The following is a 19,738-nucleotide window of genomic DNA, read 5'->3' on the forward strand; positions in this document are numbered from 1 at the left end:
TTTCATCCCTCACTTAAAGGCATAAAAAAAGCCTTTGCTTGACTAAGTACCGGGGTTCTTGTTCCATCGGGTATACTGGATGTCTCCTCATACCCATTGGGATTATTCTGCTGCCATCTCCACGTATCCTCACACATTTTTTCAATTCCTCTTTTGGCTGTCCAACCAAGTTCGTCACGCGCTTTTGACACATCTGCAAAACAAATCGGCACATCTCCAGGGCGCCTTTCTAAGATGGAATAAGGGATTGTTTGACCTGAGGATTTTTCAAAAGCTTCAACCATATCGATCACACTATACCCTTTTCCTGTACCTAGGTTGTAAGTGCAAATGCTGCTTGAAGATTGCACTTTCTGTAAAGCACGCAAGTGGCCAGCTGCTAAGTCAACCACATGGATATAATCCCTGACACCTGTACCATCTTTTGTAGGGTAATCATTTCCGAATACGTTCAGCCTCTCCAATTTTCCTGCCGCAACTTGTGATATATACGGTAATAGATTGTTTGGAACCCCGGTTGGGTCTTCACCGATATGGCCGCTTTGATGGGCGCCGATTGGATTAAAGTATCTCAGGATAGCAATGCTCCATTCAGGATCTGAGTGATGAAGATCCAGTAAAACTTCTTCTATTATATGTTTCGTCCGGCCATAAGGATTGGCAGCTGCTAGTTTTGCATCCTCGGGGATTGGCACATTGGCAGCTCCATAGACAGTTGCGGATGAACTGAATACGAGATTCTTAACTTGATATTTTTCCATTATTTCGCAAAGATTCACGGTGCCGATCACGTTATTTTTGTAATACCAAAGCGGTTCTGCAACAGATTCACCGACTGCCTTCAAACCGGCGAAGTGGATGACGGCTTCAATATGATTTTCAAAAAAAACTGTATCTAGATCCTTCTTATTAAGTAAGTCGACATCGTAAGACTTGAACGTTCGGCCAGTGATTTCGGATACACGCTTTAATGATTCAGGACTGCTGTTTGAAAAGTTATCGACCACAACAATTTCATATCCTTCATTAAGAAGCTCCACACACGTATGACTTCCTATATACCCGGCTCCACCTGTTACAAGTATGGTCATTCAACATCCCTCCCCAAAATTACAAAAAGTTACTTTTATATATAATGTTTAGATTCACAACATTTTCATAGTAGAAATACACGAGGTAACAGACAATAATTCCGTAATAAACCAGCTTTTCGTCTCTTTCCCTAAAAAGTTTGACAACCCATGAGACAAGAATCAATTGATAAAGCCCGAAATAGACGTTAAAGCGGGCAAAGATCCAATTTTGAGTAGCAACAACCATAAACACACAACCTATTAAACACATATTAATAATCACATCACTATTAGGGAAAATCTCTCGTAATTTATTACGTCCCAAATAGGCAATTAAAAGCGGAACCAAATCAACAGCAACCCTAAGTAAATTGGCTCCACCCTCTGCAAAATCTTCGTATCCCCCATATTGAGTACCTTCAATTGCGGTGAATAGCAGTGCTGAAAACTGCTCGTATCCCATGACAATAAGGATGGAAAAAACAATGAGTGCTATGGTCGCTTTTGACCAGACTTTCACTTGTACTAAAAAATAAATTGGCAATAAAATAAGAGCACTCAGGTGAAATAATGATGCGAAAAGAATGACGATCATATATTTAGTAAAGCTGGCTTCTATTAAAAATTTAATCGCTGTGAAAGCAATCGCAGCTGCTAAGGCCTGCCTGACTCCATTCATGGAAACAAGAAATAAACCACCTGTAATGTAAACATAAATACTTAATTCTAGCATTCTCGAATAATTGTAGAGCACAACGATGACTAGTGAATTGGTTATAAAAGCTGTCGTTATGAGTAATAGTTGTGGATCATTGGAAACATATTTCAACAACATCTGCAGTAGACCAAAGCCTATATCTTTCTGGGATTGGATAAACTCCCATGTAAACGTGTTGACTTCATAGGTGTGCTTATAAAAATAGGTATCACCGATATTTGATCTTAGACCAGATACAACTACAAGTGACGACAAGGCCGCAGTAATAAGTAATTTATTAGGTCTAATCCATGTGACCGTATTATATTGAACCGAAACAGCTCCAAGCTTGGCTAATAAAGCAAAGCCAAAAACGAGCGCCAGATTCATCCAAAGTATAGTCATAACATTTTCCTTTCAAAGGAAAGCAAAAATTGCCTAGTTGAAGGCACCCTTTGTCTTGTTCATAATATACATATATAACGTGAATCCAAATGGCACAGCCAATATGGCTAATCCCTTATTGGGTGACTCTTTAATAAATTTTGTATTTTTGCACATCAAGCTGCTTGATACATAGTGAATTGCCTGTCTATATTTAAATAGTAGACTGGCAAAAGATAATTTCATTAATTCTTTACGGTAAAAAGCAAAGCCTTTCGGGTTGCTGCGATATTGTTTTAGCATATTATTTGATGAACCATCCGGAAGATATTCTACACAACATAGAGTTTCATTCATTAATAACATCTCGTACTCTTCATCAAGCCTATAATATTTATATGCTAATCCTACATACTTTTCATTCGTAAATATGGGATAGGGATAGTGCTTTGTTAACTCTGTACGATAGACTAATTTCTTGTCCCCTGTTACTCCATATTTGTTATATAAATCAAACAATGTAGATTGATGAATCTGTTCAGGGAACGGGGTACCGATGATTTTTTGATCGGTATAAGAATCAAGCCCTATGATTCCACTAACTTTATCACTGCCGTTCTCCTTCCAATACGTAACAATCTTGTCGACCGCTTCTGCCGGCATATAGTCATCAGAATCAATACAAACATTTAGTTCTGTATCAATGATTTCATAAGCCGTATTATGGGCCCCGTGCATCCCCTGATTGTGCTGGTAATGATAAGTAATGGGTATCATTGCTTCATCGATCCATCTCCTGACCAACTCTTCTGTCTCATCCGTTGATCCATCATCAATAATTAGCCATGTAAAGTCATCATTCGTTTGTTTTATTAAGCTTTCATAACATGTCTGAAGGCAATAAGCACGATTATATGTTGGGGTAAAAACAGTTAACGTCTTCAGCTTACCTCACCACCTAAATCAATATAGGAAGTTTGTGCGTGGGAAGCTGTTTTTCGGATATCATATCCTTTTTGGTGTAGGGCACTTCTGTCAATTGTTCTCACAGGAGTTTTTGAAATTTGTTCTTGAATCGCATTCAACCACAGTTTTTGCTCTTTTAAAGACAATCGCCTTACTAAATTAAGCCCCATATCTACTTCCGATGTAATGGTGTCTGCAATAATACAAGGCAAACCAGCGTTTTGAGCTTCTATCAGAGTTACGGGTAATCCTTCATGAAGGGAAGGGAAAACAAATAAGTCATAGGCCTGGAGCAATCGATGGATATCTTTTCGAACCCCCAGGACCTTAACCTTACTTTCTATCCCTAGTTCTGTAATCTTTTCTTTAATCTGCGATTTTAAAGGACCGTCCCCGACTAAAATGAGCCTCGTATTTGGATGAACTTTAGTTAATTTGGCAAACACATCTATTAGAAATAGATGATTTTTCTGCTGGGCAAACCTGCCTACATGTCCTAATACAAAAGAATTATGCTCCAATCCCAGCTGTTCTCTTATTTTAGTTCGAGCCTCTGTAGAATAGATAAACCTATCACAATCAACACCATTTTTTAAGATAAAGGCTTGATCTGATCTGCCTCCAAACAACCATTTTGCTGCAGCATTTGAACATGCATACAGATGAGTTGCATGCTGTCTAATAGTGCTCCCGGCAAGAAATTTATATAATTGAGAGGCGATTCCGCCCTCACTCCGAGTGTTATGACTGTGGGCAATCCGGACAGGTACTCGCGCTTTCTTTGCCGCATGCAGAACAATTCCGCTCATTTTATCCATGTGAGAGTGAACAATTTTGTAGGTTTGATTGGTTTGAAAAAAGTTTGCCAGTGCCTTTTTATACCCTTGATGCCCTACATCCGTCACATACGGAATCCTGTGGATGACCCCACCCATCGAGGTAATTTCTGAATCAAAAACACCTTCCTTACATGTTAAAAAGTCGAATTGGACTTTTGAACGATCTATATTTCGATACAAATTCATGATCAATGTTTCCGCTCCACCGCGATTCATGTTAACTACTACATGCAATACCCTTAATGGACGGCCCATTCTTTCACCTCTCCTTCTCCCATATATGTTTGATAGATCTGTCTATTTCTAGCTAATATATGGTTAACACTATATGTTGAGAGAACGACTCTTCTTCCATTTTTACCTAGCTGCTCTTTTACATCGACCATCCTTGCCAACATTTCGATCTTGTTAGCAAATTGATCGATATCATTTTTGTCAATAATCCAACCATTAAAATTGTTATGAACCAGTTCACGATGTCCCCTATTTTCAATAGCTACTACTGGGAGTCCACAAGCCATCGCTTCCATAACATTTACAGGAAGCCCTTCACGAAGACTTGAGCCAACGGCCACATCACTTATTGAGACAAGTTCTTTAATATCTTTTCGAAACCCTAAAAAATCTACCATGTGACTAATCCCTAGCTTTACTGCTAACTCTCGGCAGTTCTCTAACAATGCACCTTCACCAGCCAACAAAAGCCTTGCCTGTGGTACCTTATCTCTGATTCGAGCTAGTGAATGAAGCAGCAGCTGCTGATTTTTATTTTTATTAAATTCAGCTGCGTAAAATAATAAAAAGTCATTTGGACGATACCCAAATGACTTCCTGATTGCTACTCTTCGATTGTCACTTAGTGGTTTAAAAACATCTGTGTCAACTCCTACCCCGTTGACTAGCTCAATGGTTCGCGCCTTAAATCGTTTACTTGCTAACTGGTAGTCTTCTTGATTAATCGTAATCAGGCAATCTGTATTATGTGCAAGAATTTTTTCAATAGGGTAATAAATCAGCCAGTTAGTAAGCGGGGCACCTTTACAAAAGTGAAAACCGTGTGCTGTGTAAATCATTTTTGTGCCTTGCTTTCTAGCATTTCGTGCCGCCAACCTGGTAATCACTCCACCCATAGGTGTATGACAATGGATAATTTTATAGTTGTTCTCATTCATGATCGCTTTCAACCCGTTGTAGGCTTCTACATTTTTCAAATCAAGCGGTGATCGTCGGATGGGAATGGTAAATTTTTTGTCAACATATGGGAGATCGGTGGTTCCACTGGCTGCAACGTGTACTTCCCAACCTTGTTCTTTAAACCATTTTAAATAGGGTAAATGAAAGGCTTTAAAATGATAATCTACCGTCGCGCAAAATAAAACCTTATTGATCACATGCATCACCACCTTTGCTTCTTTTTTATGTGGCAAATTCCTTTTCCAAAACTGTAGAAAGATAGTCTAATAAATCGTCCTTTAAATCTTCACGTTCGAGGGCTAATTCAATCGTTGTTTTAATAAATCCCATTTTTTCACCGACATCATAACGTCTCCCTTCAAAGTCATAAGCATAGACGGCCTCATATTTATTCAACTCTGCTATGGCATCTGTCAGTTGGATCTCATTACCCGCTCCAGGCTTTTGCTTGCTTAGGATATCGAAAATTGTCGGTGTAAGAATATAGCGACCTAGTATCGCCAAGTTAGAAGGGGCCTTATCTTGATGTGGCTTTTCTACTAACCCTCGGACATTGAAAAGGCGAGTATCTACCATACTGCCATCTACAATCCCGTATCGAGATACCTCTTCTTTCTTAACGGTTTGAACGCCGAGGGTCGATGACTTGTAACGATCATATTGATTTGTCAGTTGTTTTAAGCATGGAATTTCCGCTCGGACGATGTCATCACCTAACAGAACAGCAAAAGGCTCCTCACCAATAAATTTACGCGCACACCAAATAGCATGTCCCAATCCTTTAGGTTCCTTCTGTCGAATATAGTGAATATCGACTAGTTTTGATGATTTTTGCACTTCACTTAATAAGTCGAACTTTCCTTTATCCATAAGGTTCTGTTCTAACTCGAAAGAATGATCAAAGTGATCTTCAATCGCTCTTTTCCCTTTTCCAGTCACGATAATGATATCTTCAATTCCAGCTTCTATTGCTTCTTCAACAATATATTGAATGGTCGGCTTATCGACAATAGGCAGCATTTCTTTGGGCATCGCTTTTGTGGCAGGAAGAAACCTTGTCCCTAATCCTGCAGCAGGGATTATAGCTTTTTTTACTTTCATTTATTTATCTCCTTTTAGCTCGTAATCGGCACAATTGGCGTTTGTTCGGCTTCAGCGTGATTCGCGAGATTGACTAACTTCTCTCTTAAAGCTTCCTTATTTAATGTTTCATAAATAGAAATCATTTCTTCTATTTCTTCGATGTAAAGCTGGATTGTTTTTCCGATATAAATTTTTGGATACACTTGATTCTTATAAACTTCATCCGCCTTCAGCAGCTCTTCAAACAGTTTCTCCCCAGGCCTTATGCCACTAAACTCAACCCCAATTTCCTCGAGGGTGTTTCCCGATAGTTTGATTAAGTTTTTAGCAAGGTCAACAATCTTCACGGGGGCGCCCATATCTAGCACAAATATTTCCCCGCCTTTTGTTAATGCACCAGCTTGGATAACTAATCGTGATGCTTCTGGGATCGTCATAAAATATCGCACCATTTCCGGATGTGTGACGGTCACAGGGCCGCCTTTTTCAATCTGTTCTTTAAACAACGGAATCACACTGCCACGGCTCCCAAGAACATTGCCGAACCGTACTGCTACAAACTTAGTTTCGCTTTTTTGATTCATGTTTTGTACAATCATTTCTGCTAATCTTTTCGTTGCTCCCATAACACTGGTAGGATTAACAGCTTTATCTGTTGATATCATGACAAATGTACTCACATCGTGCCAACTAGCAGCTTTGGCAACATTCCATGTTCCTATTACATTATTTTTTACGGCTTCATCTGGGTTCCGCTCCATTAACGGTACATGTTTATGAGCAGCTGCGTGATAAATGACGTCAGGATGATGAAAACCAATGACGTTCATCATTTTCACTTCATCCTGAATATCAGCAATTTCCGTAATAAACTCTACTCCAGTATCAGCAAAGCTTGATCTCAGTTCCTTTTCTATTGAATAAATACTATTCTCCCCATGGCCCAATAGAATCAGCCTTTTCGGATGGAATTTGGAGACCTGTCTCGTAATTTCAGAGCCAATTGATCCTCCTGCACCAGTAACTAGGACAACTTTGCCTTTGACATAATCCGAAATACTATCTGTATCCAAAACAACAGGCTCCCTGCCTAATAGATCTTCTACTTCCACATCCCGGAACTGTTTGACCGAAACTTTCCCTGTTACCAGGTCCTCTAGCATCGGTAAAATTTGCGTTTTGGCTTCTGTTTTTGCACATTCCTTAAAAATCACATTCAACTCCTGCTTGTTTAATGAAGGAATGGCGATGATAATATTTGCGATCTCCAACTCGTCAACAATTTTCTCAATCTCGCTTACACCACCTGCGACCGGAATTCCTAAAATATCTAGACGATGCTTCTTAAAGTCATCATCAACGAAGGCAATAGGTGCTAGACGAGAGTCATTGCTCTTTTGCAATTGCCTGACAACCATAGTTCCAGCAGATCCGGCTCCTACAATTAAGGCCCGTTTATGATTTAGTTCCGGCAAGATAAATGAATTTCGATACACTCGCCATAAAAAACGCGATCCTCCTATTAATAAAATATGAAGCATCCACGTGAGTGTCAGCATTTTTATAAAAATTGCCTGGAACACGATGAACTGAACAACTCCTGTAACCAGCAGCGAATAGGTCACAGTTTTAAATATAATGAGTAATTCCCCGACACTTGCATATTCCCATACCTTTTTATAAAGGTTTAATTTAAATGAAAAATACAAGTGGCTTACTAAGATGGCCATCATAGTAATGAGGAATGACAGTGTCATCGCGTAAAAGCTTGAATTCACTAGTAATCGGCTGATAAAGAGAGAAATGAGTACAATACATGAATCAATGAAAATAAATAGAGACAGTCTTTGTCGATATGTCATCTTTTTTGGCTCCTTTCCTAGCAATAACCCCTCTATAAATTGACTCTATTTGCGAATGCTGTATATAGTGGGATTTATGATCGATGAATGTTGAATAAAGTCCTTAGGAAGATAGTTTTGGTGAAAAAACCAACTTCCTAAAGATTTTAAATAGGGCATTTAACCCATCCTCACACCATACTAATGCGACTAGCGCTAAGGTCTATTTCAACCCACAGCATGGCCGAGTGCCTCCATTGATAATGGCAAGGAGACATCGCCTGAATAATTACCTTTTAACGAAAATTAATTCTTTATAACGAACGATAAGGTAAAAAAATAATAGGGCTACCTTTTCTTATTCATAATGGCTCCAACCACGTTTGCATGGGCAAGATCCAAAACTTTTTTTGCTTCCGCTGCTTTTTTAAAATCTGTTTTTCCATGATTAAGGATTAATATGACCCCATCACATTGATTGGCTAACACCCTTGTTTCAGTGGATAACAATACAGATGGTGAGTCGATTAAAACGATGTTATACAGATCCCCCACCTTTTTTAACAACTCGGACATATTGTTACTTCCAAGGAATTCTGAAGGATTAGGCGAGCTTGTTCCACTAGTTAAGATGTCCAAGCTTCCCATACCCGTTCTAAAAATCGACTCTTCAAGATTGGCGTGGCCAGTCAGAATGTCTGTTAAACCGATATCGTTTGTCGTTTTAAAAATAGTGTGCAAATATGAATCTCTTAAATCTGCATCGATTAAGAGCACCTTTAACTTTTGCTGGGCCATAGAAACGGCTAAATTTGCGATCGATGTTGATTTACCTTCCTTTTTTCCTGGTGAGGTAAGAAGGAAAAGTCGCTGATCTCTGTTTTCTGTTAAAAACTGAATGTTGGTGCGGATCGTCCTAAATTGTTCAGAAATGAGAGATTCGGGATTGGAATAAGTGACAAGATTTCTTTTTTTAACAGAAGAAGCTTTATTCATTCTATTTAATATCAACAGATTCACCTCTTAATTCTACTTCCTCATTTCGCTGCTTCTTTTTCCTAATCGTACTGTTTCTCTTATTCATAGGGGAGACAAAGCCAATAACAGGGATCTCCAAGTATTCTTCCACATCTTCTCTGTTTTTCACGGTACTATCCAAAGTATCTAATAGGAAAACCAGACCGATCCCTGTCATTACACCGAACAGAGCTGCGAGGATAACGGTGCGGCTTTGATCCCCGTTGATAGGAAAGGGGTTTTCCTTAGCCTCCGATAATAATTGAACTTGGTCAAAATCCAAAATGTTTACAATCTCATTTTTATAAACCTTTGCGGTGGCATTTGCAATCTCTACCGCTCGTTTCGGGTCTGTCGCTGTCACCGATATTCGAATTACCTGGGAATCCTCAAGCTGGCTAACCTCAATTTGGCTTGCAAGACTTCCAGCTGACTGACTAAGCTGTAACTCCTCTCTTACTTCCTCCATAATGATGGGATCTTTGATCATAACCATCAGTGTATTCATGTTGTCATCTTCTGTACTTAAAATCATGCGGGTTGATGATTCATAGAGAAGAGTATTGTTTACATGGTTATAACCCAATCCGGCTAACGTTGTAAGTATAGTAATTAGAATAATAATCCAAAAGCGATTCTTTATTACATCAAAATATTCCTTTAAATTAATCTCTTTTCCTCTGCCATCATCATTAAAGTTAACTTGTTTCATTCTACTCATGAATACCACCTTTACTATGCTGTCGTTTAAACATTCATTCTTTATAAAGAACAAAAAGACTAAAAAAATATACTGGGTACCAAGTTATGATGGATTATCCTCTAATGCGAGGCTTCTTCTCTTATTTTAGTTCTTTATATAGAACATGTCAATAGTAAAAGACAAATCTCATGCTACTAAGGTGTTCCTAACACTTAATTAAGAAAGAACACTGTTCAGTAGTCTATTCATTTTAATATGATATAAGATATTCTTTATAAAGAACAATTTGGTTAAGTGAATACTACCACTTAATCTTTAGAATGTCCATAGTTATTTAAATGCTATAGTTTATTTTACACTTCTTTGTCGATTCCTTTGTCAGGCTATTTATTACTGATTATTATGGTACTATATACCGAATCTATGTGTCTAAGATCATTAATAAAACTGGCTTTTCGTGGTGTTTGACGATCGATCAACCTCATTAGGAAACTTCTTTTATAGCACGAATAAAGGAATGCCTGCTGAATATGAATGAAAAAGACAGGTTCTATATGATGAAGGGGGAACACCATGAAGCGGAACGGTGAATTCATAGTAGGCTTACTCGGTGGCATCATTGGTCTTTTCAGTACTTTTTTTGCCCTGTTTATTGGTGCAGTTGACGCAGCGATAAATGAAGCAGGGACAAGTGTAATCAGCGGACTTGGCTGGGCAGCATTCTTATTTTCTACACTAGCTATTGTGGGTTCTGCGCTAGTAAAAAGTAAAACAAAGGCTGGGACCATCATGATGATCGTCGCTGCGCTCGGCGGACTAGTTAGCATTGCCTTGTTCTACGTAATACCAGCCATTCTTCTCCTAACTGCTGGTATTATGGGGCTCGTTCGTAAGGATAAAGCTGCTGCTAAAGCTTCATAATTTTATAAAAAGCTAGGGAACTCTTTTTTCTAAGAAGTCAACGATGGTATGCTGAAATTCCTTCTGATACAGTTTTTCAAAAATAGCCGGGCACTGTGAGAAAACCTTATTATAGTCGCCTGTTTTCTCATCGACTGTCCATACACTTGATAATACGGAATGGGCATATCCCCACAGCAAAAGACGGTGAAGATCTAAATCCAGCTCCTTCGTAAATTTCTCTACTCTAGATTCAATTACCTCAAAAACACCATCCTTAGGCAGGCAATTCATAAGAAATTGGATCAAGTCATATTCTACTTCACCAATTAACCCTTTAGGATCTATGGCTATCCACGATTCGTGTCCATTTGAGAGAACATTGTAATGATGAAAATCACCATGGAGCAACTTCGGGTCTACCATCGTCTTATTCATATATGTAAATACTGCCAATGCCCTTTTTAATGTTTGAGTTAAAAAAGGACCAAATTGATTAGGGTGATCCTTGCATATCAGCGCTAATTCAGCCTCCCTATCTTTTGTGGAGGGAAGATTCATGCCTTCGGAAGCTGGAGTAATGAGTCCTTTCATGACCTCTGAGGCGATCTGGCATACTTTATCCTCCTTTTCCAATTCAGCAAGCATCGTTCCCGGAGAAACTTTTTCTAAAATCAGCACTCCATGGTCACGGTCAGCATCAATTAATCGTACCACTCCACTTGAATCGAGCATTATCAGCGCATCATGTTCATAATTAAACTCTACGCCGGGCAGACCAATTTTGACAACTACTTCGCTTCCATCACTTCTAATCGCTGGCGCCACATAATTGATGGATAACTCATAAGGATTCTTCATAGTTAACCCCCACTTTCCCTCACAGTACTCAAGGAGAGTAGGTAATTCTTCTAACCACTTCTCTCCTACCTCCCGGAAATATAATCGTACGTTTCGAACGAACTTTTCTTGGAAATTCATGATAAACACCTCCTAAAATAGACATTATTGATACCGTAATTTTAAAAAGTGAACTAAATTTTTCAATGTGACCTTTAAAATGGAATATAACGGAACCGCAATGACCATACCGATAAATCCATATAAGGCGGCAGCAACGATTAATAAAAGGATGATCGTTAATGGATGCAACCGCAATCGATTTCCTAAGACGACAGGTGCGACTAAGTTCCCTTCAAGCTGCTGTACAACGATAAGAGTAATTAAAACGTAGACTACCATAGTTGGGTCTTGCGTCAAGGCGACAACTAACGCAGGGATCGCCCCTATAATTGGCCCGAAAAATGGTACGACTGCAGTCACAGCAACAAAAATCGCAAGAATTAAAGCATAATTAAGTCCAATGATCAGGTAACCTATGTACATAAGGATACCATCTACAACCGCCACCGTGATTTGTCCAATGATATAAGCAGCTAAGGTCTGGTCAATATTTTTTAATGCCTTCTCCCCCTCTTGTTTATGTTTGTCAGGGATGGCTTTCAACAAGAAAGGAAGCAAACGATGACCGTCCTTTAAAAAGTAAAAGAGCACAAAAGGAATAATAACGAGCACAGTCGTAGCTCCCGCAATTGTAGAGACAATTTCAGTAATATGATTACCAATTTGTTGGGTGAGATCACCAAAGAAACTCGTCGCTTTTTGGCGTAGTCCTTCGACCGAGAAGACCCCCAAGTCATTATTCTTTAGCACTTCTCCCGTGTCTTTAGCAGTTTGCTTTAATTTATCGGGTAAGTTCGAAATATCTGTGATCTGCTTTTGAACCGTATCAGCTAAGTACCTGAACCCGATATATAAGATACCTGCAATGGCAGCAAAGACAAGCAGGATGGCGGCAACTTTTGGAATATATTTAAACTTTGAGAGGAATGTTATTAACGGTTTAATAAGATAATATAGAAATCCCGCTATTAAAATAGGATAAAATAGGGTCCCGATGATTGTTTGAACTGGTCCAAAGAAATGGAGGATATGTAAAAAATAGATACAAATTAATATCAGAATTACTGCTGTTATATATTTAAAAAAGGGATGTTTGATCCACATAATTTCTCTCCTTAGTATTCGATTGAATATTACAACTCTTATCTTATTTCCACAGATTTATTCACCTCTAACCTCTTTTCATTAGAAAAACAAAAAAAACTCCGAGGTTTGAAACTAATACCGATCTTTTATCACTTTTTACTACCATTCTCTCCTTACCTAGTTCATTCTTCGTTAAAATCCTTTATTCCATTTAAAAGGCACCCTTCTTCACAAACGGAAGGGTGCCTTTTTGAGAAAACTATGAACTTTCATTTCCTTGATAATCTTTTGGTTTAACTTCTTCACCATTCTTACCGGTATAGCGTAACCCCCAGCCTGTCCAGGCCGCAATGAGCATAACTATGAGCAGTCCCCAGCCTTGGAAGACGAATGGAAACACCTCTGCCGGACTTACAACTGGTAAAAACTCGTATTCTTGGGCTGCGCCTTTAATAGTTGTCCAAGCAAGCAGAACACCAGCGCTCCAAGGGAAAATATAGCCTAAAGATGACGTTACGGTATCTAAAAAGTTTGCACGACGGTAAGGATGGATATTCATCTCCTTACCTAGCTTCCGAACAAACGGAGCGGCTGCAATTTCCGCTGCTGTGTTGATTGTAATAAACACGTTTAAGAGTGCGACGATTCCATATATGGAAAGTTCCGCACGCTTCACTACATTTTTTATAATACCCAAGAAAAAGTCCCTGATGGCTTCCATCGTCCCGGCAACTTCCATGAGATGTGCAGCAGCTAATATAAACAGGATTAAAATCGCCATATTAAAATAACCGCTGATCCCACTCATAAGAGCACCTTCAACAACAGCATTCCCCGCTTCATCTTTATATATATGAATGATCTCCGTAATAGGAATCCCAGATATGATGATAAAGACAATCGATGCTGCGATTCCCCACGTTAATGATGTTAATAAATGGTGGCCTGATAGTGCCAAATACAAAACGAGCGCAAATGGAATCAATAATAATAATCCATGTGGCGATACTTGTTCTTGAAGCCGGGTCATTGCCTCAGCATTTCCAGCATTCCCACCGCCGCCAAAAATAATAAACAAAATGAGTGCAGGTACGGCAGCTGTAATGGAATATTTAAAACGTGAACGAACCACTCCGGGCACATCCGCTTCTTGTGTCGAAGCTGAAACAATCGTGGTGTCAGAAACAGGTGCAAGGTTATCTCCAAATACCGCACCACTCAAGATGGCTGCTAATAAAATAACGGGATCTGCTCCTAAAATTACACCAGCTGGATACATAAGAATACCAAATGCTGCTACTGTTCCATAGCCTGTACCAACAGCAGTCGCAAATAAAGCCGAAAGCAAGAAGGTCGCACCAACAAAAGCCCCACCCTCTAGACCAGTTTGAAGTCCAAACCAAATTAATCCATCAACAAGCCCACCAGCTGACAACAACTTGGCAAACATCCCAGCCCAAAACCAGGCAATAACTGCAATAACCCCAATAGGTTGTGCCATTCCTGAAATTAAACTTTGAGCATAATCAGCCCATTTTGATTTGCATAGAAACAATCCGATAGCTACTCCGATGACCATCCCTAATACCAAGGCTTCCTCTGTGACAAGCTTGGTTACACTTAATGTAATTGCCCACATAATGAAAAAAATCAGCGGAACTGTGGCTGTAAAGACGCCTCCTCGAAATTCTAATCGCTTGATCGACTTTTCTCCAATTGCTTCATCAATGACTTCATTGTTTTTTGAATCTGCCACAAAACTCACTCCTCGTAAATAAAATCCTTCAATAGTGTATCATTAAGTACAGCTAAATGTAATCGCTTACACCAAACTAGGCTATCTTGATCCCATGATAGTAAATGAATTACAGATTCGTTGGTCTTCTTCTCTATAGTTCGCTGCGCTTCAGGATTAAATTTTAGCTTTATAATGATGTTCTTCGGCCAAAATCAATTGAATTCAAACCTAACGCTCGATGATTCTACTCAAACTTGAAGGATTCTGACTTAACCGCCAAGGCCCTCCTAATTTGAAAAGATTTACCTAAATAGAAACCCTGTTAGATGACGGATGTTTCTAATTTAATGATAAAATCTAACGTTTGTAAAGCTAAAATTATTATATAGACTAATCTTTTCCGCAAAAATCACATTCATCTCTATTCTTACTCTATTTTACCTTAGTTAGTTTACTAAAGATTGCTCCAAAATCGCAGCATATAATTCTTGCCAAGCGTCATAATACTTTGGCACCTCTTCAGGAATGATTAATATTCGATTACTTGATTGAAACCCTGCGCCAAAAGGCACTTGTATTGTTGTCAAAATTAGACACTCCTCTTCATCATTTCCCGGGAAATGATAGTTTTCTAGTTTTTTACTATTTTTCGGACAAATAGTAAGGATAAAATTCCTCTTCCAGTTTACCATTAGATAAATTGAGGCAAATTTCAAAGCTTAGTATTTCCTAACTGATCCTGACCGTGATAGGATATGAATAACTTACATAGTAGGAGTGACACGCCATGTTAAAACCTATAGCTACAGACCAAGCACCGGCAGCGATCGGCCCTTATTCACAGGCAGTTGATGTTGGCGATCTCATTTTCATTTCCGGACAAATCCCACTGGATCCCGCCACCCAGTCATTTGTTTCTGAGAACGTTAAAGAACAGGCTGAGCTAGTGATGAAAAACATCGGTGCGATTTTAGAAAAAGCAGGACTTACTTACAAGCACCTTGCCAAGGCCAATATTTATCTTGATAATATCGATGATTTTGCTGTGGTAAACGAGGTGTATGCAAGCTTTTTAAGTGAACCTTTTCCAGCCCGGGCTGCAGTTGAGGTTGGAAAGCTCCCTAAAGGGGCGAAGGTTGAGATTGAAGCAATAGCTGTTAAAGAGTAATAGATCGTAAAGGCAGAGCTAATTACATAGCCTCTGCTTTTTTACGTGGGAACAACTTCCTTCAAAAGGTTTATATCCGCTAGATATAGGGGTAACGTCTAACTAGATGCAAACCTTGAGAGGAGAATCACTTGTGATCTTAGACAATGTTCGAATCTATCAACCCTTTGACCAAAGAAACTCCGATGAAATATATGCTGTTGAATTGAGGGACGGTGTATTTCAAGCCATTCACTCTAGCCCTTACCACGGTGAAAAGGAAACGGTGGATGGAAATGGAAAAGTGATCACACCCGGATTTAATGATAGTCATATGCATTTACTTAGATATGGACTGTTAAAAAAGGAACTTGATTTAACGGAAACGGAAAGCTTTAAAGAGATGAAGGAAATGATCGAGAATCACTATAGGGGCCTTGAAGAAAATCAATGGTTTTTCGGAAAGGGCTTCAATGATGCCCAATTTGATGACTTGGATCATTTGCTTACAGCCAAAGACCTGCATAAAATTCAGGCGGATGCGTACATTTTCCTCCTTCATGAAGATGGCCACGAATGTGTAATCAGTGAGAAAGCGTTAGAGTTGTTAAAACAAGAGGAAGATTTTAAAAAAGAGCCCGACGTGTTTAAAGAAAAAGATGAGCAAGGACGATGGACAGGAAGGTTTAAGGACACAGCTGTCCATTATATTAAGCGTCACTTCTGGGGGCGGTCCGTTGAAGATGCGAAACGGGCACTCCAAGCTGCTTTTCCTCATATTAGCCAACATGGCCTGACATCTGTCCATACAGACGATCTAAATTTCATTAAAAGTTATGATAAACTATGGCAGGCTTATACAGAGCTTGAGAATGAAGGAAACCTTCCGATTGATGTGCAACTACACCACTATATATTTGATATTGAAGATCTAACAAGATATTTAAAAGATCATAAATTGAGGACGGGTGACGGAACAAAACAGGTGAAAGTTGGCGCGGTTAAAATTTTCCTTGATGGGACCCAGCGGCTTCATACTGCTGCCATGAGGAATCCTTACCCGGAAAACCCAGAGGCCAGCGGCACACTGATTTATTCTCAAGAACAGGTGAACGAAATGGTCGCTGAAGCTGGTTCTAACGGTATGCAGGTGGCAATGCATGCAATTGGGGATAAGGCGATAGAACAAGCCATTCAAGCTTTGGAGCAAAAAGAAGCGTACACAAATGAACGCCGCCATCGAATCATCCATGCTCAGACATTAGCTCCAGATCTCATTGACCGTCTTAGAAAAGTAAAGCCATACATTGAAACACAGCCCTCCTTTTTACTGGGCGAATGGGATAAAAAAGGTAAATGGACACCGAAAGAATTACTGCCATTTTGTGATGCATTTAATAGTCTCGTGCGTGATCACATTCCTATAACCTTAAGTTCTGATTTGCCGATCGGCTCAATCAATCCACTTATATCAATCAATACGGCTGTTAATCGAACGGATCTTGAAGGAAATCCTGAAGGTGGATGGATGCCGCAGGAAAAACTGACGGTGGATGACAGCTTTAACGGATTCACAAGTGTACCCGCGGAAATCGAATACCAAGAAGGGAAAAAGGGAAAGATTGACCGTGGATATCAGGCGGACTTTGTGATGCTTGATCAACATCCTAAAGAGATCCAAGAAGAGGAATTGCATAAGATCAACGTGCTGCAAACATGGTATCGCGGCGAAAAAGTATATGACAGAAAGCAGAGCTAACATGCTCTGCTTTTTTAGTCTTCGTCTTTAATATCAGGGTCCTCTGGCAGCGGTTCATTGAAGTAATCCTGAATCATTACACGGTATTTCTCAATCTGATCGAAATGAGTATCAAATTGGTTTTTATTAATAAGGTACTGCTCCCCATCATGAATCGTGCGGATTCGATTGTCACGGATAAGATTTTGGATAAATGACTGAGGGACATCCAAATAATTTGCCGTTTGTTCAATGGTTAAATACAATTCATCTCACCTTCTTTATCTACACGAATCGTGCTTATACTATACCACATTTTACAGCCAAACATTTTTTGAAAACCAATGCAGCCATTAGTAAAAGGCTCCGTCTGGGTTGAAAGAAATCGATGCCACAACCGAAATAATGAATGAAGACACAAAAATTTCTTGCAAGCTATGTAGATAAAGCAGCAGCTTCTGCTGAGAAACTCAAATAAAAAAGCCTTCCCGTGTCTCAGGGAAAGCTTTCGATATTTGTCGCGAACGCACCGACGACCACATTCGTCGTTTAGCCTTGTATGTAGAAAGGCATATACATCGTCTTACACAAATTAGCTCATCGCAAACTTAACTATACCACAGATTGCTGTTATTAACAATTCTTTTTTAATTCATATGTCCCCTGTGCTATAATCAAGCAATGGATACGGAACGCTTGAGGAGGCGCTTATGTTAACTTTTGAAGAAAAATTAGCCATTATCGAGGAATTTAAGCAGCTCGAGAAAAGGGAAGTTTCGCTTGGACGTGTCAATTTCCACTTTGAGGATAGTTTATATGACAAAAAGAATGTCGTCTATCACCTTCACCCAAACGGGAATGGCTTTGTTTATGCCGGCGAACTGGAAGACTATTCAGCAGACGATCGAGGGATGGTCAACATCCGCGACTTTGAAGCGGATGAGCTGCATGCGCTTGTAGAAGCTGCCATTGATTCGCTAGCGGCCACACCTGCTGAAAAGAATCCTGTACTTGAAGAATGGCTTAATAATGATGATCAATCGCTCGTCTTAATGCGTGAGGAAGACGGGTATAATGTTTATGCTGATGAGGACTTAGAAGGAACATTTAATTCGTATAAGGAGGCAGCCAATTTCCTTGAACAGGAAGGGTTTAGCCGTATTTAAAAAGGGGCCCATTATCAGGGCTCCTTTTAATTTCCCGTAATTAAGGGGATAACACCTTTTTGCTGTCTCGAACGAAGCAGACATTCGACATTGAAATAAGAGGCTGACTTTTACCATCAACCTTTAATCTCGATAATCCGGCAGGGTGAACTTGATCGTTGTTCCATGTCCTTTTCTGCTAGCAGCAGTTATTTCCCCTTCATGCTCTTCAATGATTCGTTTAGAAACAGCTAAACCAAGACCACTTCCGCCCTCTTGTCTCCTCGCTAAATCCGAACGGTAGAACATCTCAAAAATGTGGGGAAGATCCTGGTCGAGGATACCCGGGCCGTTATCCTTTATTTCCACAGTAATCTCACCGAGTTGTTTCATTAACTGAATGTCAATCTTTTTATCGGCTTTATCCATATGTTTCAAACTGTTATTCAAAATATTGACGACAACTCTTCTTAACTGATCAAGGTCAGCTTGGGCTCGAAATCTCTTTCCTTCTTCCGATTGGAAAGAAAACGATACTTCTTCCCATTCAAGCTGAAATTCCTCCATCGTATCGATAAGAAAAGGACGCAGGTCGACCTCTTTGAATCGAAATGCGAATTTCCCCATATCCAATCTCGATTGCTCGAGAAGTTCATCGATTAAGCGATCCATGACGATCGTTTTTGTATGAATCGTTCCCATATAAGCATCCTTTTTCTCTTCTGTATCTGCTACGCCGTCACGTAGTCCTTCCACATGATCTTTGATTGATGTAATCGGTGTTTTCAGGTCATGTGATAGATTCTTAATCAGCTTTTTGCGGTTTTCCTCATATTTTTGCTGAAGTTCCTGGGATTGCAGCAGTTCCTTCCTCATCATTTCGAACGTATCAGAAAGTTTGCCAATCTCGTCCTTTCTCATCCGTTCGATAGTGAAATTCAGGTTCCCCTTACCAATTTCCTCCGCAGCATGTGACAGCCTATTAATGGGGCGGAGGATACTTTTAGAAACAAAATATGTAATGATGCCGTTCGTTAAGATTAAGATTAGAAATAACCCGACAAATTGTACGGAGATAAATATTTTTTGGAGTTCTTCCCTGTTTCCGATTTCAAATACATTCATTAAGAGATACCCTGTTGCTATTTCAACAATAAGCAGTAAGAGGATCGGCACAATGACCATTGCTATATTAGATAAAATTAAACGTTTGCGTATCGACAA

At 39.5% G+C, this 19,738-nt stretch carries 19 protein-coding genes; 4 read left to right on the plus strand and 15 right to left on the minus strand.

The window, feature by feature from the left end:
• Positions 1-2: 2 nt before the first annotated feature.
• The 9 genes from galE to MUO15_RS10375 form a co-directional block, all read right to left on the minus strand.
• Positions 3-1,091, minus strand: coding sequence for a UDP-glucose 4-epimerase GalE (gene galE / locus MUO15_RS10335; RefSeq protein WP_245035651.1), 1,089 nt, complete (start codon positions 1,089-1,091; stop codon positions 3-5).
• Between the two features lie 19 nt (positions 1,092-1,110).
• Positions 1,111-2,175, minus strand: coding sequence for an EpsG family protein (locus tag MUO15_RS10340; RefSeq protein WP_245035653.1), 1,065 nt, complete (start codon positions 2,173-2,175; stop codon positions 1,111-1,113).
• A gap of 33 nt (positions 2,176-2,208) precedes the next feature.
• Positions 2,209-3,099, minus strand: coding sequence for a glycosyltransferase family 2 protein (locus MUO15_RS10345; RefSeq protein WP_245035963.1), 891 nt, complete (start codon positions 3,097-3,099; stop codon positions 2,209-2,211).
• A complete protein-coding gene (locus tag MUO15_RS10350; RefSeq protein WP_245035655.1) occupies positions 3,096-4,214 on the minus strand; it encodes a glycosyltransferase family 1 protein in 1,119 nt (372 codons plus the stop codon). The genes MUO15_RS10345 and MUO15_RS10350 overlap by 4 nt, the downstream gene beginning before the upstream one ends.
• On the minus strand, positions 4,199-5,356 hold the full coding sequence (locus MUO15_RS10355) for a glycosyltransferase family 4 protein (protein WP_396266353.1): 1,158 nt from the start codon (positions 5,354-5,356) through the stop codon (positions 4,199-4,201). Before MUO15_RS10355 ends, MUO15_RS10350 begins: the two co-directional genes overlap by 16 nt.
• A 19-nt stretch (positions 5,357-5,375) precedes the next feature.
• Positions 5,376-6,254 (minus strand): UTP--glucose-1-phosphate uridylyltransferase GalU, encoded by an 879-nt coding sequence (galU, locus tag MUO15_RS10360; RefSeq protein WP_245035659.1) that lies wholly within the window; start codon positions 6,252-6,254, stop codon positions 5,376-5,378.
• Between the two features lie 14 nt (positions 6,255-6,268).
• Complete coding sequence (locus MUO15_RS10365; RefSeq protein ID WP_245035661.1) at positions 6,269-8,098, minus strand: polysaccharide biosynthesis protein; 1,830 nt, start codon at positions 8,096-8,098, stop codon at positions 6,269-6,271.
• A 327-nt stretch (positions 8,099-8,425) separates the two neighbouring features.
• A complete protein-coding gene (locus tag MUO15_RS10370) occupies positions 8,426-9,088 on the minus strand; it encodes a CpsD/CapB family tyrosine-protein kinase (RefSeq protein WP_245035663.1) in 663 nt (220 codons plus the stop codon).
• Positions 9,075-9,815 (minus strand): YveK family protein, encoded by a 741-nt coding sequence (locus MUO15_RS10375; protein WP_245035665.1) that lies wholly within the window; start codon positions 9,813-9,815, stop codon positions 9,075-9,077. The genes MUO15_RS10370 and MUO15_RS10375 overlap by 14 nt, the downstream gene beginning before the upstream one ends.
• Before the next feature lie 555 nt (positions 9,816-10,370).
• Here MUO15_RS10375 and MUO15_RS10380 point away from each other — a divergent pair.
• Positions 10,371-10,718: a DUF4064 domain-containing protein gene (locus tag MUO15_RS10380; RefSeq protein WP_245035667.1), complete on the plus strand. Its 348-nt coding sequence runs from the start codon at positions 10,371-10,373 to the stop codon at positions 10,716-10,718.
• Positions 10,719-10,730: 12 nt separating this feature from the next.
• Here the strand turns inward: MUO15_RS10380 and MUO15_RS10385 are convergent, their stop codons facing one another.
• From MUO15_RS10385 to MUO15_RS10400, 4 genes are all read right to left on the minus strand, one after another.
• A complete protein-coding gene (locus tag MUO15_RS10385) occupies positions 10,731-11,678 on the minus strand; it encodes an aminoglycoside phosphotransferase family protein (RefSeq protein ID WP_245035669.1) in 948 nt (315 codons plus the stop codon).
• A gap of 24 nt (positions 11,679-11,702) precedes the next feature.
• A complete protein-coding gene (locus MUO15_RS10390) occupies positions 11,703-12,764 on the minus strand; it encodes an AI-2E family transporter (protein WP_245035671.1) in 1,062 nt (353 codons plus the stop codon).
• Between the two features lie 241 nt (positions 12,765-13,005).
• The gene (locus MUO15_RS10395) at positions 13,006-14,502 is read right to left on the minus strand and encodes a Na+/H+ antiporter NhaC family protein (RefSeq protein ID WP_245035673.1); all 1,497 of its coding nucleotides are present in this window, start codon (positions 14,500-14,502) and stop codon (positions 13,006-13,008) included.
• Between the two features lie 428 nt (positions 14,503-14,930).
• Entirely contained in the window at positions 14,931-15,071 is a 141-nt protein-coding gene (locus tag MUO15_RS10400) for a hypothetical protein (protein ID WP_245035675.1), read from the minus strand.
• 200 nt (positions 15,072-15,271) lie between these two features.
• On the opposite strand from MUO15_RS10400, the gene MUO15_RS10405 reads away from it, so the two are divergent.
• Positions 15,272-15,652, plus strand: coding sequence for a RidA family protein (locus MUO15_RS10405; protein ID WP_245035677.1), 381 nt, complete (start codon positions 15,272-15,274; stop codon positions 15,650-15,652).
• A 133-nt stretch (positions 15,653-15,785) separates the two neighbouring features.
• Positions 15,786-17,390, plus strand: a complete 1,605-nt coding sequence (locus MUO15_RS10410; RefSeq protein ID WP_245035679.1) for an amidohydrolase — start codon at positions 15,786-15,788, stop codon at positions 17,388-17,390.
• A 14-nt stretch (positions 17,391-17,404) separates the two neighbouring features.
• Here the strand turns inward: MUO15_RS10410 and MUO15_RS10415 are convergent, their stop codons facing one another.
• Positions 17,405-17,635 (minus strand): excisionase family DNA-binding protein, encoded by a 231-nt coding sequence (locus MUO15_RS10415; RefSeq protein WP_245035681.1) that lies wholly within the window; start codon positions 17,633-17,635, stop codon positions 17,405-17,407.
• A 444-nt stretch (positions 17,636-18,079) separates the two neighbouring features.
• On the opposite strand from MUO15_RS10415, the gene MUO15_RS10420 reads away from it, so the two are divergent.
• On the plus strand, positions 18,080-18,535 hold the full coding sequence (locus MUO15_RS10420) for a hypothetical protein (RefSeq protein ID WP_245035683.1): 456 nt from the start codon (positions 18,080-18,082) through the stop codon (positions 18,533-18,535).
• A gap of 123 nt (positions 18,536-18,658) precedes the next feature.
• On the opposite strand, the gene MUO15_RS10425 is transcribed toward MUO15_RS10420, so the two are convergent.
• Complete coding sequence (locus MUO15_RS10425) at positions 18,659-19,738, minus strand: sensor histidine kinase (RefSeq protein WP_245035685.1); 1,080 nt, start codon at positions 19,736-19,738, stop codon at positions 18,659-18,661.

The sequence above is a fragment of the Halobacillus amylolyticus genome, assembly GCF_022921115.1.
Lineage (GTDB): Bacteria > Bacillota > Bacilli > Bacillales > Halobacillaceae > Halobacillus_A > Halobacillus_A amylolyticus.

Coding starts and splice junctions, on each gene's coding strand:
- MUO15_RS10380 (WP_245035667.1), top strand. CDS start 10,371: ATGAAGCGGAACGGTGAATTCATAGTAGGCTTACTCGGTGGCATCATT.
- MUO15_RS10350 (WP_245035655.1), bottom strand. CDS start 4,214: ATGGGCCGTCCATTAAGGGTATTGCATGTAGTAGTTAACATGAATCGC.
- galU (WP_245035659.1), bottom strand. CDS start 6,254: ATGAAAGTAAAAAAAGCTATAATCCCTGCTGCAGGATTAGGGACAAGG.
- MUO15_RS10365 (WP_245035661.1), bottom strand. CDS start 8,098: ATGACATATCGACAAAGACTGTCTCTATTTATTTTCATTGATTCATGT.
- MUO15_RS10390 (WP_245035671.1), bottom strand. CDS start 12,764: ATGTGGATCAAACATCCCTTTTTTAAATATATAACAGCAGTAATTCTG.
- MUO15_RS10385 (WP_245035669.1), bottom strand. CDS start 11,678: ATGAATTTCCAAGAAAAGTTCGTTCGAAACGTACGATTATATTTCCGG.
- MUO15_RS10420 (WP_245035683.1), top strand. CDS start 18,080: ATGTTAACTTTTGAAGAAAAATTAGCCATTATCGAGGAATTTAAGCAG.
- MUO15_RS10355 (WP_396266353.1), bottom strand. CDS start 5,356: ATGCATGTGATCAATAAGGTTTTATTTTGCGCGACGGTAGATTATCAT.
- MUO15_RS10340 (WP_245035653.1), bottom strand. CDS start 2,175: ATGACTATACTTTGGATGAATCTGGCGCTCGTTTTTGGCTTTGCTTTA.
- MUO15_RS10375 (WP_245035665.1), bottom strand. CDS start 9,815: ATGAGTAGAATGAAACAAGTTAACTTTAATGATGATGGCAGAGGAAAA.
- galE (WP_245035651.1), bottom strand. CDS start 1,091: ATGACCATACTTGTAACAGGTGGAGCCGGGTATATAGGAAGTCATACG.
- MUO15_RS10405 (WP_245035677.1), top strand. CDS start 15,272: ATGTTAAAACCTATAGCTACAGACCAAGCACCGGCAGCGATCGGCCCT.